Below are 15,749 nucleotides of genomic sequence, written 5' to 3' on the forward strand. Positions count from 1 at the left end.
CCCGACCCGACCCGCACCCCGCAGGGCCCCGCCTACGAAGGCCGCCTCCTCGACCGGCCCGACGAGTAGGTGGTCGATCAGGGCGCTCCGTTCGACCTCCGCACCCTGTTCTCGCGGCGCACGGTGCTGAGCCTGGTGGGGCTCGGCGCGGGCGGTGCCGTGCTGGCCGCGTGCACGCCGAGCACCTCCAGCGCCGCGTCGACGGCGACCTCGACCCCGGCGCCCACCGTGACCAGCACAGCGCCCGCCACCACGGCCGCGGCCGTCGCGCTCCCGGCCGCGGAGATCCCGGACGAGACGGCCGGCCCCTATCCGGGCGACGGCTCGAACGGCCCGGACGCGCTGGCCGATTCGGGGATCGTGCGACAGGACATCCGCTCGTCGATCGGCGCAGGCACCACCGCCGCCGGCGTGCCGCTGACGTTCTCGCTGAACATCCTGGACATGGCATCCGGCGACGCGCCCTTCGCCGGGGTCGCCGTCTATGCATGGCACTGCAATGCCGCCGGCGGATACTCGATGTACTCGTCGGGCATCGAGAAAGAGACCTACCTGCGCGGTGTGCAGGTGGCAGACGCCGATGGCAGGGTTTCGTTCACCTCGATCTTCCCGGGGTGCTACTCCGGCCGATGGCCGCACATCCACTTCGAGGTGTACCCGAGCGCGGCCGACGTCACCGACTCCGCGAACGCGATCGCCACCTCGCAGATCGCGCTGCCGCAGTCCGCCTGCGACGCCGTGTACGCGACGGCCGGCTACGACGGCTCGGCGCAGAACCTCGCCCAGACGCCCCTGACCTCGGACAACGTCTTCGGCGACGACGGCGGAGCACTGCAGCTGGCGGCCGTGACGGGCGACACCGCGAGGGGCTACTCCGCGACCCTCACCGTGCGCGTGGACACGAGGACCGCGCCGACCGGCGGGTCGATGGGCGGCGGGCCGCGCTGACGGGCGGTCTCGATCGGGAAGGCCCGTCCCGACAGGGCTCTGGGACCGGGCAGGATGGATCCATGGCGTCCTCTCCGCTCGGCCGGCCCACCCGTGGCACAACCGGCACGAACCGGCTGCGGCGCAACGACCGCTGGATCGCCGCATCCGAGGCGCTCCGCCGTGCCGCGGATCCGCTCGTGGTCGACCTGGGCTTCGGCGCGAGCGGCGTGACCGCGTTCGAGCTCGCGGCCCGGCTCGTGCACGTGCGCCCCGACGCAGAGGTGCTCGGACTCGAACTCGACCCGGCGCGTGTGTCGTCCGCGCGGGAGCAGCTCGCCGAGCTCCGCCGGGGAGGCGGGCACTTCCCCGCGGATCTGCCGGTGTCGTTCGCGCGCGGCGGGTTCGAGGTCCCGCTGCCCGACGGCCGCCGTCCCGCCGTGATCCGCGCGATGAACGTGCTGCGCCAGTACGACGAGGCGGATGTGCCGGACGCCTGGACGCGGATGGCCTCGCGCCTCGCGCCGGGCGGCCTGCTCGTCGAGGGCACCTGCGACGAGATCGGCCGCATCGCGAGCTTCGTCGACGTCGATCCGACCGGGGCGCCGCAGCGCCTCACGATCTCGCTGCGCCTGGCGGGCCTGGAGCGCCCGTCGATCGTCGCCGAACGGCTGCCGAAGGCGCTGATCCACCACAACGTGCCCGGCGAGCGCATCCACTCGCTGCTCACCGACCTCGATCGTGAGTGGGAGCGCGCCGCCGGGCTGTCCGCGTTCGGGGCGACCCAGCGCTTCCTCGCCGCGATCGCCGCACTGCGCGCGTCGGGGCATCCCGTGCTCGGCGGCCGCGCCCGCTGGCGACTGGGCGAGCTCACCGTGCCGTGGAGCGACGTCGCACCGGACTGAGCCGGTCAGCCCTCGGGGAACTCCGCTCCGGTGAGTCGCAGCAGCGGGCGGGCCTTGACGGCGGTCTCGGCGTACTCGTCGTCCGGGTCGGAGAGCGAGACGATCGCGCCCCCCACGCCGTAGTCGACGTCCTCGCCCTGCTGGATCATGGTGCGGATCACGACGCTGAGGTCGACCGATCCGTCGAACGAGAAGTACCCGAGCGCGCCGCTGTAGAACCCGCGCGCCCCGCCCTCGAGGCGGTCCAGGATGGCCATCGTCCGCAGCTTCGGCGCACCGGTCATCGATCCGGGCGGGAACGCGGCGCGCACGCACGCGACCGGCGTGGCGGCGAGCGTCGATCGCACCGTGCTGACCAGCTGATGCACGGTCGCATAGCTCTCCACCCGGAACAGGCCGTCGACGTGCACGGATCCGAGCTCGGCGGTGTGGCCGAGATCGTGCCGCACCAGGTCGACGATCATGAGGTTCTCGGCGCGGTCTTTCTCCGCGGCGGCGAGCTCCGCACGGATCCGCTCGTCCTCCTCCTCGTCGGCACCGCGCGGGCGCGTGCCCTTGATCGGGCTGGACTCGACCGCGCCGTCCGCCGTGATGCGCACGAACCGCTCGGGCGAGGTGCTCAGCACGCTCACGCCGGCGATGCGCAGGAACGCGGCGAACGGGGCCGGGTTCTGCCGGCGCAGCGCGAGGTAGGCGGCGAGTGGATCGCCGACGCCATCGCCGCCGACGCCGTGCAGCAGGTTCGTGAGGCAGGCCTCGTACGTCTCGCCCGCCGCGATCTCCTCCTGCGCGGCGGCGATGAGCGCGAGATAGCGCTCGCGCGAGTGCCGCGCGGTGAGCACCGGCACCGCGGCGCGATCGTGCGCACGGTGCTCCGGGGCGGGGCGGTCGTCCAGCGCCTCGATCCGGGCGGCGACGCGATCGATCCATCCGGCGTCGTCCCGCGCGAGGAGATGGATCCGGTCCTCCTGATGGTCCACCACCAGCGCCCGGTCGAGCCGCACGAGCAGGGCGTCGGGAGTCGCGGCGCGGCGGTCGTGCGGGGAGCCGCACTCGGCCCGCAGCTCATAGCCGAGCGCGCCGACCCAGCCCAGCGCGAAGGGCACGTCGCCCGCCTCGACCACGGATGCCGAGAGCTCCGCGTCCAGCCAGTCGAAGAAGCCCGACCGCACCTCGCGCACGCTCCCGCCCTCGGTGAGCGTCACCGTGCCCTCCCGCACGTCCGCGACGGCCGTGGGCAGATCGTCGCCGCCGCCCAGGATCGAGTAGCGCGCACGGTCGTCGCCGCGGCGGTTGCCGTCGAGCCACACCGCCTGCGCCGCGTCGCCGAACAGCTCCGTGAACAGCGTCTCCGTGTCGACCGCGGAGGTCAGCGTGCGTCGCAGGATCGCGCGCGGGGACGGTCCGCAGGGGCGCGTCTCCGGAGTCTGCACGTCGACCGTCCCGGCTGCACGCCCGCGCTCGACGAGTCCGTCGCGCACGAGCGCGACGAAGTTCGCCATCATGCGCGTGCCGTCGTGGGTGCCGATCGACTCGGGGTGGAACTGCACTCCCCACAGCGGAAGCTCGCGATGACGGATCCCCATGATGACGCCGTCGTCCGCGCGCGCCGTGACGACCAGCTCGTCCGGCACGTCGTCGATGAGCAGGGAGTGATAGCGGATGACCTCCACCGGCGAGGGCAGCCCCTCGAACGGTCCCGTGCCGTCGTGGAAGACCGGCGACGGCCGGCCGTGCCGGGGCTCCGGGGCGCGGCGCACCGCAGCGCCGTACGCATGGCCCAGCCCCTGGTGACCGAGGCACACGCCCAGCAGGGGGATGCGCCGCTCCGCCGCGATCCGGATGGCGTCGGCGCAGATCCCGAAGTCCGCGGGCACACGCGGGTCGCCGGGTCCCGGCGACAGCACGACGGCGTCGAAGCCGTCCAGCACGGACGGGCTCCAGCCCGCCCAGTCGTTGTGCACGACCACGGGCGCCCGTCCCGCCGTGGCGGCGATCTGGTGCACCAGGTTGTACGTGAACGAGTCGTAGTTGTCGATCAGCAGGATGCGCGGCGAGGGTGCGAGCGCGTCCGGGATCCGCGCGCCGACGGCCCCCGCCTCCCGGCTGTCCGAGCCCACCGCAGGCATCGGCTCAGAGCGCGTCGCGCGGGTCCGGCGCGGACGGCCGGCGCGACAGTCGCGTCAGTCGCGGCACGTCGGCGGTCGCTCCGGCGTCGGCGGGGACGATGATCTCCTGCGCAGCCGCGACGTCGCCGTCCGGGGTGCGCACGACGAGGTCCCCCACGGGGGCGCGCCGGGACAGGATGGCGAGCGCGATGGGCCCGAGCTCATGATGACGCGCCGCGGACGTGATGTGCCCGACCTCGTCCTCGGCGGTCCCGTCCGCGCTGCGCGCGACGACCGCCGCGCCCGATGCGGGCAGCACGCTCTCGCTGCCGTCCAAGTGCAGCGCCACGATGCGGCGGGGCGGGTGCCCGAGGTTGTGCACCTTCGCGACGGTCTCCTGGCCGCGGTAGCAGCCCTTGTTCAGGTGCACCGCGGTGCGGATCCAGTCGGTCTCGTGCGGCAGCGAGCGCTCGTCGACCTCGGCGGCCCAGCGCGGGCGCCAGGCGGCGATGCGCAGCGCTTCCGCGGCGAGCGCACCGGCCCAGACGACCGAGGCGTCCGCGGCGAGCGCGGCGGCCGCGTCGGCATCGAGCACGACGGTGCGCCAGTGATAATCCGTGCCGGGGTGCTCGCCCTCGTGGTACTGATGTCCGCCCGGCTGGACGGCCGGCCAGGGGTCGGTCCAGACGACCGGCACGCCCTGCGGGGCGTGCGCCGCGCGCTCCGCCCGCTGCTCCGCGGCACCGCCGGCGAAGAAGCCGGCGACGGCGAGCTCCGGGCGCACCGCGACGGTCACGTCGGCGCGGAAGACCATGCGCTTCAGCCAGGCCGCCAGAGGTTCGGCGTCTGCAGCGTCGGCGATGAGCCAGGTCGAGGCGCCGTCGTCGAAGACCGCGGCGACGTGCTCGACGCGCCCCTGCGGATCCAGGACGAGCAGCTCGGTGCTGTCACCGGCGCGGAGCCGCGCGACGGACTGCGAGGTGATCGAGTCGAGCCACGTGAGGCGATCGGATCCAGTCAGCTCGATCACGGTGCGGTCGGCGAGGGGGGCGAGAGCGTCGCCGCCTTCGAGACCGCGCTGCTCCCGCACCGGGTCACCGAAGTGCGCGACCACGTCGCCGTCGAGGATCGCCCCGGGGAGAGGCGGGAAGCCGGTCACGATCAGACCTTGGCCAGTCGCGCGGAGGCGTGCGAGCCCAGGTCCGCGCCGAGGGCCGCGATGTCCCAGGCCCACAGCAGGTGGCCGTCGACGAGGCCGTACATGCGGCTCGCGGCTCCGTACTCCTTGGCTCCGGCCGCACGGACGATCGCGTCGGTCGCGATGTCGATGCGCGGACCGTCGATGCGTCCGAGGTAGAGCTCGAGCGTGCCGTCGGAATGGGCGATCGACACCTCGATCGGGAAGCCGCCCTCGGGCAGCCGCAAGGTCTCGACGTCGTCCACGGTGCGGGCGGCGTCGCGCCCCTCACGCGGCGGCAGCAGCGCCGGCCCGGCGTCCTGCGCATCGGCAGGACGCGAGAGCCGCCAGAAGCCGGACTCGGCGACGAGTGCGACGGGCTCGCCGCCCTCCGGAGTGAACGTCCCGGTGGCGGCGTAGTTCAGGAACGGCCCGCCGTCATGGCTGAAGCTCACGCGATGCGCGAACTCGCCCTGGAACCGGTGGCCCTCGCCGCCGTCGGGGCCGGGCACCGCGTAGTCGATGACGCCGGTGCCCTCCCAGACGCCGAGCAGCCACGAGAGCGGCACGATGTCGGCGGGCAGGTCAGAGGGAAGATCGAGCATGCGCAGCCTTCCGGATCAGCGGATGTGGGCTCGGCCGGAGACCGGTCAGCGCTGGCCGCGGAACAGGTTGACCAGCACGGCCCCCGCGCAGAAGGCGATCGCGAGCCCCGCCAGAGCCAGCAGGCCGACGAAGAAGAGTTCGAGCGCGACGATGTCCATGTCACCTACTCTACTGCGGTCCGCGCGGTGTCCGGCGCGGGGCGGGGCTCAGGCGCCGAACAGCGCCGCGATGCCGAATCCGGCCGAGACGATCCCCATGACCAGGAGCGCGCCGAGGGATCCCGCCGACACGCGGAGGATGAACCCGCGGGTCTCGCCGCGGGAGAGCTGCACGGTGAACGACAGCAGCACGCAGAGACCGAACCCGATCGCGTACCAGGTCATCATCAGCGCGGCCGGCGTGAAGATCCCGATCAGGATGGCGACGACGGCGGCGGCGGCCCAGGTGACGACGAGCCCCACGAACGGGCTGCGCGGGGCGAGGACGGGATCGGCCATGCGCCCATTGTCACTCATCGGCGCTGTGCATGCGCTGCTGGGTAGAGTGTCAAGCGGAAAGGATCCGCGTGGCGCAACTGCTCGTGCTGACGTCGCCGGGAGGCGAGGGGCCGGTTCTGCCCGCCCTGGAGCTGCTCGGCCATCGCGTCCGGGTGATCCCGGCGCAGCCCGCCGAACTGGTCACCGCGCCCGACGCGGACGCCGTGATCGTGGATGCGCGCACCGATCTGGTGGCGGCGAAGTCGCTGTGCACCCTGATCCGCACCACCGGGCTGCGCGGCCCCCTGCTGCTGGTCGTCACCGAGGGCGGCATGACCGCCGTGAACGGCGAATGGCGCATCGACGATGTGCTGCTGACCGGCGCCGGTCCCGCCGAGATCGACGCGCGGATCCGGCTCGCCCTGTCGCGCGAGGCGCCGGCGGCCGAGCCGGTGCGGGTGCAGACCTCCGGGCTGACGATCGACGAGCAGTCCTACTCCGCCAAGCTGCGCGGCACTCCCCTGGATCTGACCTACAAGGAGTTCCAGCTGCTGCACTTCCTGGCGACGCATCCGTCCCGGGTCTTCACGCGCGAGCAGCTGCTCAGCGAGGTGTGGGGCTACGACTACTTCGGCGGCACCCGCACGGTCGACGTGCACGTGCGACGGCTGCGCGCGAAGCTCGGCGATCAGGAGCACATCATCGGCACCGTGCGCAACGTCGGCTACCGCTTCGCGGTCGACGAGGACGACACCCGGCCCGTCTCCCCCGGCCCGCGCTGAAGCGGATCCGGACCCGTTCACCTGCAGGCAACATCCTCCTGCAATGATGGGCCCATGATCGATCCCGCACTGGCAGATTCCGGTCTCGGCGACGCCGAGGACGACGACTTCGACGAGCTCGTCGCGCCGGACGACTCCCTGCTCCCGGAGAACCGCTACCTGGACCGCGAGCTGAGCTGGCTGGCGTTCAACCAGCGCGTGCTCGAGCTCGCCGAGGACGAGACCCTGCCCGTCCTCGAGCGCGCGAACTTCCTCGCGATCTTCGCCAGCAACCTCGACGAGTTCTTCATGGTGCGCGTCGCCGGTCTCAAGCGCCGCATCGTCACCGGGCTGGCCGTGCCGACCAACGTGGGCCGCGCGCCGGTCGAGGTGCTCGCCGACATCTCCGCCGAGGCGCACAAGCTGCAGCTGCGCCACGCCGCCGCCTGGACGGGGCTGGTCCGCCCCGCGCTGGCCGCCGAGGGCATCACGATCGTGGACTGGGACGACCTGGACGGCGAGGCCAAGGCCGAGCTGACCGACTACTTCCAGGCCAACGTCTTCCCGGTGCTGATGCCGCTCGCGGTCGACCCGGCCCACCCGTTCCCCTACATCTCGGGCCTGTCGCTGAACCTCGCGATCCGGATCCGCAACGCGCGCACCGGCCGCCAGGAGTTCGCCCGCCTCAAGGTGCCGCCGATGCTCCCGCGCTTCGTCGAGGTGCCCTCCGAGGACGGGCAGCTGCGCTTCATCCGGCTCGAGGAGCTCATCGCCAACCATCTCGACGACCTCTTCCCGGGAATGGAGGTGCTCGACCACCACGCCTTCCGGCTCACCCGGAACGAGGACGTCGAGATCGAGGAGGACGAGTCGGAGAACCTCATCCAGGCGCTCGAGGCCGAGCTGCTGCGTCGGCGCTTCGGTCCGCCGATCCGCCTCGAGATCACCGACGACATGGACGACGTGACGCTCGACCTGCTGATCAGCGAGCTCGACATCACGGATCAAGAGGTCTACCGGCTCCCCGGGCCGCTGGATCTGCGGGGCCTGTTCGGGCTGGGCCGGATCGACCGCCCCGACCTGCGCTACACCCCGCACGTGCCCACGACGGCGCTCGCGTTCAAGCCGGGCGCGAACGAGCGCATCGACATCTTCAAGGCGATCCGCAAGGCCGACGTGCTCGTGCACCACCCGTACGAGTCGTTCACGACGAGCGTCGTCGCGTTCCTCGAGCAGGCCGCGCGGGATCCGCACGTGCTGGCGATCAAGCAGACGCTGTACCGCACCTCGGGCGACAGCCCGATCGTGCAGGCTCTGATCGACGCCGCCGAGGCCGGCAAGCAGGTGCTCGCCCTCGTGGAGGTCAAGGCCCGCTTCGACGAGGCGAACAACATCGTCTGGGCACGCAAGCTCGAGAAGGCCGGCGTGCACGTCGTGTACGGCCTCGTCGGCCTCAAGACGCACTGCAAGCTGGTCAACGTCATCCGCGAGGAGGACGGGGTGCTGCGCAGCTACAGCCACATCGGCACGGGCAACTACAACCCGAAGACCAGCCGGATCTACGAGGACTTCGGCCTGTTCACGGCCGACCCGCAGGTCGGCAAGGACCTCACCCGTCTCTTCAACGAGCTCAGCGGCTACGCGATCGAGAAGAAGTTCAAGCGCCTCCTCGTCGCCCCGCTGCACCTGCGCAAGGGGCTGCTCCGGCTCATCGAGAAGGAGCGCCAGAACGCGCTCGACGGCAAGCCGGCCCACATCCGCATCAAGGTCAACTCGATGGTCGACGAGCAGATCATCGACGCCCTGTACCGGGCGAGCGCCGCCGGCGTGCCGGTCGACGTCTGGGTGCGCGGCATCTGCAGCCTGCGCACCGACCTGCCCGGCGTCACCGACAACATCACCGTGCGCTCGATCCTCGGGCGCTACCTCGAGCACTCGCGGATCTTCGCGTTCCACAACGAGGGCGACCCGCAGGTGTACATCGGCAGCGCCGACATGATGCACCGCAACCTCGACCGCCGCGTCGAGGCGCTCGTCCGCGTCACCGACCCCGCCCACGTCGAGGAGCTCGTCGGCTTCTTCGACCTCGCGCTCTCCCCCGAGACCGCGTCGTGGCACCTCGGCAACGACGGCGAATGGACCAGGCACGCGTTCTCCGAGGTTGGCGCTCCGCTCGTGGACCTGCAGGATAGGACCATGTCGCAGATCCAGAAGCGTCGCAGGGCACGGGCGGTGCGATGACCCCCAGCCCCTCCGGACCTTCCACCGCCACCGCGGACACCACGGGGATCACGGTCGTCGCCGACCGCCCCGACCGTGCCGTGTACGCCGCCGGCGGGCTGGTCTGGCGCGTCGTCGAGGACAAGCTGCGGATCCTGCTGATCCACCGCACCAAGTACCGCGATGTGACGCTGCCCAAGGGCAAGGTGGATCCGGGCGAGATGCTCGCGGAGACGGCCGTGCGCGAGATCTTCGAGGAGACCGGCATCCGCGTCTCGCTGGGCGCTCCGGTCGGCGTCTCCCGCTACACGATGGCGAACCGCAAGCAGAAGGTCGTGCACTACTGGGCCGCGGAGGCCACCGACGAGGCCGTGCGCGCATCCGTGTTCGTGCCGAACCGCGAGATCGCGGCCCTCGAGTGGGTGAGCCTGAAGAAGGCCCGGGCCCGCCTCAGCTACCCGGTCGACGTCGAGATCCTGGACGCGTTCGCCAAACTGGTCGATGACGGGGCCCTGCGCACCTTCCCGATCGTCGTGCTGCGGCACGCGAAGGCGGCGAGCCGCGGCGTATGGCTCGGCACCGACGCGTCGCGGCCGCTCACCCCGCGCGGGCACGCCCAGTCGAAGGCGATCGTGGGGCCGCTGCGAGCCTTCGGCGTGCAGCGCATCGTCTCCAGCGACGCCCGGCGCTGCATCGAGACGGTGATGCCGCTGTCGAAGGCGCTCAGCCAGAAGATCCGCAGGACGGAGCTCCTCAGCCAGGACGCCTGGGAGGAAGGGCGCTCGGATCCGCGCACGGTGATCGGCAAGCGGGTGCGCTCCGGCAGGCCCGCCGTGCTGTGCAGTCACGGGCCCGTGCTGCCCGACATCCTGCGCGAGATCGCCCTCGCCACGGGCACCATGCACGGCTCCTACCTCGGCAGCGCCTCCGCGCTCGAGGTCGGCGCGTTCAGCGTCGTGCACCTCAGCGCGACGAATCCGGGGTCGGGGATCATCTCCATCGAGACGCACCTGCCCAAGATCTGAGCGGACCGGGGCGCAGATCGCCGTTCACCCTCCGTTTACCTTCGATCTTTGATCGCGTAACAGACGCCGCATATCGTCTGGCGTGGCCCTGCACCGGGGCGTACTCGACACAGCGAAGGACTTACACAGTGAAGCTCAACCGCATCACCACGATCGGCGCAGCCGGCGTGCTCGCCGCCATCGCGCTCGCGGGCTGCTCCTCCACGCCCAGCAGCACGAGCACCGAATCCTCCTCGGCCGCTCCGACCTCGACCGGCGTCACCTCCAAGGTCGACGCCTCGCTGACCGGCACGATCACCTCGGGCGGCTCCAGCGCGCAGGCGAACGCCCAGGCCGCGTGGACCGCCGCATACAACGCCCAGGCCAAGGGCGTCACCATCAACTACGACAAGTCGCAGGGCTCGGGCGGTGGCGTCACCAACTTCCTCAGCGGCGCGTACGACTTCGCCGGATCCGACTCGCCGCTGAACGCGGACCAGACCACGGCGTCGAAGGCGCTGTGCACCGAGGGCGGCATCAACATCCCCGTCTACCTCGACGGCGTCGCGATCGCGTTCAACATCCCCGGCGTGACCGACCTCAAGCTCAGCGGTGAGACGATCGCGAAGATCTTCGCGCTGCAGATCACCGACTGGTCCGACCCGGCCATCACCAAGGACAACGGCAAGGCGCTCCCCGCCGGCAAGATCACCACGGTCGCGCGCTCGGACGGCTCCGGCACCACGGCGAACTTCACCAACTACCTCGCCGCCACCCAGAAGAGCGTCTGGACCTTCCCCGCGGGCAAGGACTGGCCGGTCGAGGGCGACGTGTCCAAGCAGAAGGGCGGCTCGGGCGTCGTCCAGGCCATCGAGGCCGGCTCCGGCACGATCGGCTACGCGGACCACTCCGCGATCGGCAAGCTCCCCAGCGTCGCGATCCTGCAGGACGGCAAGGCCGTTCCGTTCAGCGCCGACGCCGTCTCGAAGACGTTCGAGGTCGCCGCGGTCGACGCCTCCAACGGCATCAAGGGCGACCTGTCGAAGAAGTTCGACTACTCGAAGCTGACCGCCGAGACCTACCCGATCCCGCTGGTCTCCTACGCGATCGCCTGCACCACCTTCAAGACCCCCGAGCAGGCCAAGCTCGTGAAGTCGTACATCGGCTTCATCGACAGCACGCTCGGCCAGCAGGTCGCCGTGAAGAACGCCGGTGCGGCGCCGCTCCCGGAGTCCGTCCTGAAGGCGGCCCAGGAGTCGCTCGCGACCATCAAGTAACATCCTTCGGCCAGTCCGGATCGGCTCCCCGAGCCGATCCGGACTGGGCAGGGCAGCCGACTCCGTCGGAGGCTCTGCCGAGTTCCCCGTGCTGGCCCGATACCTCTCCTGCCCACAGGCAGGGGCACAAAGAAAGACGTTGCACATGCGAGATCAAGAGTGGGACCGTGGCTGACGTCGCGCAGAAGGGCGACGTGACCACCGCCTCCGAGAACCTCGTCGGAAAGCGCCGCGCCGGAGACTCCTTCTTCCTGGGACTGTCCACGACGGCCGCCGCGTCGATCATGGTGATCCTCGCCGGCGTCGCGATCTTCCTGATCCTCAAGGGCCTGCCCGCGATCACCGCGAACTGGGACACGAACCACGACCTCGCGGGCTACCAGAACAAGAACTGGGGCAGCTTCTGGAACTACGTCGGCCCGCTGCTCTGGGGCAGCCTGTGGTCGTCGCTCATCGCGCTCGTGCTCGGCGCCCCCGTCGCCATCGGCATCGCCCTGTTCATCTCGCACTACGCGCCGCGCCGGCTCGCAGGGCCCCTCGCCTACGTCGTCGATCTGCTCGCCGCCGTGCCCTCGATCGTGTTCGGCCTCTGGGGCGTCATCGTGATGCGTCCGTTCCTCACCCCGCTGGCAGAGTTCCTCAACCAGTACCTGGGATGGATCCCGCTGTTCCGCGGCCCTGTGTCGAGCACGGGATCGACCATGCTCGCCGGCGGCGTGGTGCTCGCGGTGATGATCCTCCCGATCGTCACCGCGCTGACGCGCGAGATCTTCCTGCAGACGCCGCGGCTGAACGAGGAGGCCGCCCTCGCCCTGGGCGCCACGCGCTGGGAGATGATCCGGCTGGCCGTGTTCCCGTACGCCCGCAGCGGCATGATCTCCGCGATCCTCCTCGGCCTCGGCCGGGCGCTCGGTGAGACGATGGCGATCGCGCTGATCATCTCGCCCTCGATCCTGTTCTCCTTCGCCGTGCTGACCGACGGCTACAACTCGCAGACGATCGCGGGCAACATCGCCAACAACTTCCCGATCGCCACCGACCTGCAGCGCTCCGCCCTGATCGGCACCGGCCTCATGCTGTTCGTGGTCTCTCTGGCGGTCAACATGCTCGCCCGCGGTATCATCGGCCGGTCCGCGACCCGCTCACGCAAGGCACCGAAGATCGGAAAGCGCGCATGACCGCCGTCACCTCGCCTCCGGCGACCTCCTCGTCCTCGCTGACCCTGACCAGCGGTCAGCTGCCCCGGTGGATCGAGCCGGTGCTCGCCGTCGGCACCGCCGTCGTCGTCGCGGCCGTGCTGCTGGTGCTCCAGCTGTTCAATCCCGCCGTCTGGCTCGTGCTCACCGCGGTGTTCTACCTCATCGCCGTCAGCATCGGCTCCGGGATCGTGGAAGGCCGGCGCAAGGCCGTGGACCGTGTGGTGCGCGGCCTCGTCGTGTGCGCGTTCATCCTCGCGGTCGCCCCCCTGATCTCCACGCTCTGGACCGTGGTGGCCCAGGGTCTGAAGGTGCTGACCTGGGACTTCGTGACCAAGGTCGGCGGCAGCGTGTTCGACCCGAACACCCTCGCGGTCACCAACACGCCCGGCGCGCTGCAGGCGGTGGTCGGAACGCTGATCATCACCGGGATCGCCGCCGTGATCTCGGTGCCGATCGGGATCCTGGCCGCCGTCTACCTCACGGAGTACGCGCAGCCGAGCAACCCGATGCGCCGGGTGGTCACGTTCCTGGTGGACGTGATGACCGGCATCCCTTCGATCGTCGCCGGTCTGTTCGCCTTCTCGCTGTTCGCGCTCATCGTCGGCCCGAAGGCGTTCAGCGGCTTCTCCGCCTCGATCGCGCTGTGCGTGCTGATGATCCCCATCGTCATCCGTTCCACGGAGGAGATGATCCGGCTGGTCCCGAACGAGCTCCGCGAGGCGTCCCTCGCCCTCGGAGTGCCGCGCGCGACCACGATCATCAAGGTGGTGCTCCGCACGGCGGCCAGCGGCATCGTGACGGGCGTCGTGCTCGCCGTCGCCCGTGTGGTCGGCGAGACCGCCCCCATCTTCATCGCCGCGAGCTTCACCGACAACTTCAACGCCGATCCGTTCAGCGGCCCCATGCAGACTCTGCCGGTCATGGCCTACACGGCGTGGGCGTTCCCCGGCAAGGACATCGAGGCCTCGCAGGCGCAGGCATGGGGCGCCGCCCTGCTGCTGGTCATCGTCGTCGTCATCTTCAACCTCATCGCTCGGGTCGTCGCGAAGGCATTCGCGCCGAAGAGCCGCTAACTCAGGAAGGCACGCAGCGTGTCCAAGAGCATCGAAGTCAACGATCTGAACGTCTACTACGGCGACTTCCTCGCCGTCGAAGACGTGTCAATGAACATCGAGCCCCGCACCGTGACCGCCTTCATCGGCCCCTCGGGATGCGGCAAGTCGACGTTCCTGCGCACCCTCAACCGCATGCACGAGGTGATCCCCGGCGCGACGGTCAAGGGAAGCGTCTACATCGACGGCGAGAACCTGTACGCGCCCGGAGTCGACCCCGTGCTCGTGCGGCGCCAGGTCGGCATGGTGTTCCAGCGGCCGAACCCGTTCCCGACGATGTCGATCAAGGAGAACGTGCTCGCGGGCGTGCGCCTCAACAACCGGCGCATCTCGGCCTCCGACGCGAACGACCTCGTGGAGAAGTCGCTGCGCGGCGCCAACCTGTGGAACGAGGTGAAGGACCGCCTCGACAAGCCGGGCGCGGGCCTCTCCGGCGGCCAGCAGCAGCGCCTGTGCATCGCGCGCACCATCGCCGTGTCCCCGCAGGTCGTGCTGATGGACGAGCCCTGCTCGGCCCTCGACCCCATCTCGACGTTCGCGATCGAGGAGCTCATCACCGAGCTCAAGAACGAGTTCACGATCGTGATCGTCACGCACAACATGCAGCAGGCGTCGCGCGTGAGCGACAAGACCGCGTTCTTCAACATCGCGGGCACCGGCAAGCCGGGCAAGCTCATCGAGTTCTCCGACACGGCGACCATCTTCACCTCGCCCAAGGAGCAGGCCACCGAGGACTACGTCTCCGGCCGCTTCGGGTGAGCTCGTTCTCCCCGCGCACGGCGCGGGGAGAACGGCGCGTGCTCTCGCCGGTCGGACGCTGCGTTATCCTGGCCGACGACCGAGGAGACCCATCGTGACGAAGAGCCGCATCGCGACGATTGCCGCGATCATCGGTGTCGCCGCGTCCGCGCTCACCGGCTGCACGGCGCCCGGCGACGGAGCACCGCGAGCGACCGCCTCGCCCACTCCGACGCCGACGCCCGTCTCGGGTGAGCTGCTCGGCGCCGGATCCACGGCGCAGCGCGCGGCCGTCGACGCATGGACGAAGCGCCTGGCCGCTGCGGCCCCGCAGGCGCGGGTGACCTTCGACGCCCGGGGATCCGACCTCGGCCGTCAGCAGTTCCGCGCCGGCGCCGCGTCCTTCGCCGGCTCGGACGTGCCGTTCACGACCGCGGAGATCGCCGCGGGAGGCTTCGCCGCGTGCGCCGAGGGGGCGGAGCTGGTCGAGGTCCCCGCCTACGTCTCCCCCATCGCCATCGTCTTCTCGCTCAAGGGCGTCGCATCGCTGAGGCTCACTCCGAAGACCCTCGCCGGGATCTTCTCTGGCACGATCACCCGGTGGGACGACCCCGCGATCGCCGCGACCAATCCGAAGGCCGCGCTGCCGTCCCGCGCGATCGTGCCGGTGCACCGCTCCGACGCTTCGGGCACGACCGCGAACTTCACGGACTATCTGACGCAGACGGCGCCCGACCTCTGGGCCCCGGGCTCCGTGTCGACGTGGCCTGCGGGCTCGAGCGGCACCGCGGCGGAGGGCTCCGCCGGTGTCGCCGCCGCCGTGCAGGGCACCGAGGGCGGCATCGGGTACCTCGACGCCTCGGCGGCACAGGGGCTCTCGACGGCCGACATCAGCGTCGGCAAGGACTGGGTGGGCCCCTCGGCGTCCGGCGCGCGAGCGGCGCTGGACGCGGCCAGGATCGAGCAGGGCCGCGGTCCGGGCGATCTTGCGACCACCGTCGACCGGGGCACCGTCGCCCGCGGCGCCTATCCGGTGCTGCTGATCGGCTACCTCATCGGGTGCACCCGGTACGCGAAGCCGGAGACCGCTGCCCTCGTGAAGGCGCTCTTCAGCCTCGCCGTCTCTGCGGAGGGTCAGAAGGCCGCCGCTGCCGTCGCCGGCAACGCACCGATCTCCGACGAGCTGCGCACCAAGGCCCAGAACGCGATCGATCTGATCGGCTGACGCCATCGGCAGGC

Annotated in this window: 14 protein-coding genes; 10 read left to right on the forward strand and 4 right to left on the reverse strand. The window is 70.9% G+C overall.

Going from position 1 to position 15,749, the window contains the following annotated elements; genetic code table 11:
- The first annotated feature begins 69 nt into the window (after positions 1-69).
- Entirely contained in the window at positions 70-948 is an 879-nt protein-coding gene (locus NFX31_RS12615) for an intradiol ring-cleavage dioxygenase (RefSeq protein ID WP_262955872.1), read from the forward strand.
- A gap of 62 nt (positions 949-1,010) precedes the next feature.
- Complete coding sequence (locus NFX31_RS12620) at positions 1,011-1,832, forward strand: class I SAM-dependent methyltransferase (RefSeq protein ID WP_262955873.1); 822 nt, start codon at positions 1,011-1,013, stop codon at positions 1,830-1,832.
- 5 nt (positions 1,833-1,837) lie between these two features.
- Here NFX31_RS12620 and pabB read toward each other — a convergent pair whose 3' ends face one another.
- The 4 genes from pabB to NFX31_RS12640 all read right to left on the reverse strand — a co-directional run bounded on the left by pabB (position 1,838) and on the right by NFX31_RS12640 (position 6,220).
- On the reverse strand, positions 1,838-3,961 hold the full coding sequence (gene pabB / locus NFX31_RS12625; RefSeq protein WP_262955874.1) for an aminodeoxychorismate synthase component I: 2,124 nt from the start codon (positions 3,959-3,961) through the stop codon (positions 1,838-1,840).
- Between the two features lie 4 nt (positions 3,962-3,965).
- Positions 3,966-5,099, reverse strand: coding sequence for a CAF17-like 4Fe-4S cluster assembly/insertion protein YgfZ (ygfZ, locus tag NFX31_RS12630; RefSeq protein WP_045250658.1), 1,134 nt, complete (start codon positions 5,097-5,099; stop codon positions 3,966-3,968).
- A gap of 2 nt (positions 5,100-5,101) precedes the next feature.
- Positions 5,102-5,722: a nitrobindin family protein gene (locus tag NFX31_RS12635; RefSeq protein WP_045250659.1), complete on the reverse strand. Its 621-nt coding sequence runs from the start codon at positions 5,720-5,722 to the stop codon at positions 5,102-5,104.
- A gap of 207 nt (positions 5,723-5,929) precedes the next feature.
- Positions 5,930-6,220 carry a hypothetical protein gene (locus NFX31_RS12640; RefSeq protein ID WP_262955875.1) on the reverse strand — a complete coding sequence of 97 codons (291 nt, stop codon included), beginning with the start codon at positions 6,218-6,220 and terminating at the stop codon, positions 5,930-5,932.
- A gap of 68 nt (positions 6,221-6,288) precedes the next feature.
- On the opposite strand from NFX31_RS12640, the gene NFX31_RS12645 reads away from it, so the two are divergent.
- From NFX31_RS12645 to pstS, 8 genes are all read left to right on the forward strand, one after another.
- Positions 6,289-6,981, forward strand: coding sequence for a winged helix-turn-helix transcriptional regulator (locus NFX31_RS12645; protein ID WP_091479268.1), 693 nt, complete (start codon positions 6,289-6,291; stop codon positions 6,979-6,981).
- Positions 6,982-7,035: 54 nt separating this feature from the next.
- A complete protein-coding gene (locus NFX31_RS12650; RefSeq protein WP_091479271.1) occupies positions 7,036-9,201 on the forward strand; it encodes an RNA degradosome polyphosphate kinase in 2,166 nt (721 codons plus the stop codon).
- Positions 9,198-10,205, forward strand: a complete 1,008-nt coding sequence (locus NFX31_RS12655) for an NUDIX hydrolase (protein WP_082072310.1) — start codon at positions 9,198-9,200, stop codon at positions 10,203-10,205. Before NFX31_RS12650 ends, NFX31_RS12655 begins: the two co-directional genes overlap by 4 nt.
- 128 nt (positions 10,206-10,333) lie before the next feature.
- On the forward strand, positions 10,334-11,461 hold the full coding sequence (locus NFX31_RS12660; RefSeq protein WP_045250664.1) for a phosphate ABC transporter substrate-binding protein PstS: 1,128 nt from the start codon (positions 10,334-10,336) through the stop codon (positions 11,459-11,461).
- Between the two features lie 167 nt (positions 11,462-11,628).
- A complete protein-coding gene (pstC, locus tag NFX31_RS12665) occupies positions 11,629-12,639 on the forward strand; it encodes a phosphate ABC transporter permease subunit PstC (RefSeq protein ID WP_045250665.1) in 1,011 nt (336 codons plus the stop codon).
- Positions 12,636-13,733 carry a phosphate ABC transporter permease PstA gene (pstA, locus tag NFX31_RS12670; RefSeq protein WP_045250666.1) on the forward strand — a complete coding sequence of 366 codons (1,098 nt, stop codon included), beginning with the start codon at positions 12,636-12,638 and terminating at the stop codon, positions 13,731-13,733. The genes pstC and pstA overlap by 4 nt, the downstream gene beginning before the upstream one ends.
- An 18-nt stretch (positions 13,734-13,751) precedes the next feature.
- Positions 13,752-14,531, forward strand: coding sequence for a phosphate ABC transporter ATP-binding protein PstB (gene pstB, locus NFX31_RS12675; protein ID WP_045250667.1), 780 nt, complete (start codon positions 13,752-13,754; stop codon positions 14,529-14,531).
- A 94-nt stretch (positions 14,532-14,625) separates the two neighbouring features.
- A complete protein-coding gene (gene pstS, locus NFX31_RS12680) occupies positions 14,626-15,735 on the forward strand; it encodes a phosphate ABC transporter substrate-binding protein PstS (RefSeq protein ID WP_262955876.1) in 1,110 nt (369 codons plus the stop codon).
- The last annotated feature ends 14 nt before the right edge of the window (positions 15,736-15,749 follow it).

Source organism: Microbacterium azadirachtae (assembly GCF_025583665.1).
GTDB lineage: Bacteria > Actinomycetota > Actinomycetes > Actinomycetales > Microbacteriaceae > Microbacterium > Microbacterium azadirachtae.

Coding starts and splice junctions, on each gene's coding strand:
- NFX31_RS12620 (WP_262955873.1), top strand. CDS start 1,011: ATGGCGTCCTCTCCGCTCGGCCGGCCCACCCGTGGCACAACCGGCACG.
- NFX31_RS12635 (WP_045250659.1), bottom strand. CDS start 5,722: ATGCTCGATCTTCCCTCTGACCTGCCCGCCGACATCGTGCCGCTCTCG.
- pabB (WP_262955874.1), bottom strand. CDS start 3,961: ATGCCTGCGGTGGGCTCGGACAGCCGGGAGGCGGGGGCCGTCGGCGCG.
- NFX31_RS12650 (WP_091479271.1), top strand. CDS start 7,036: ATGATCGATCCCGCACTGGCAGATTCCGGTCTCGGCGACGCCGAGGAC.
- NFX31_RS12655 (WP_082072310.1), top strand. CDS start 9,198: ATGACCCCCAGCCCCTCCGGACCTTCCACCGCCACCGCGGACACCACG.
- pstA (WP_045250666.1), top strand. CDS start 12,636: ATGACCGCCGTCACCTCGCCTCCGGCGACCTCCTCGTCCTCGCTGACC.
- NFX31_RS12640 (WP_262955875.1), bottom strand. CDS start 6,220: ATGGCCGATCCCGTCCTCGCCCCGCGCAGCCCGTTCGTGGGGCTCGTC.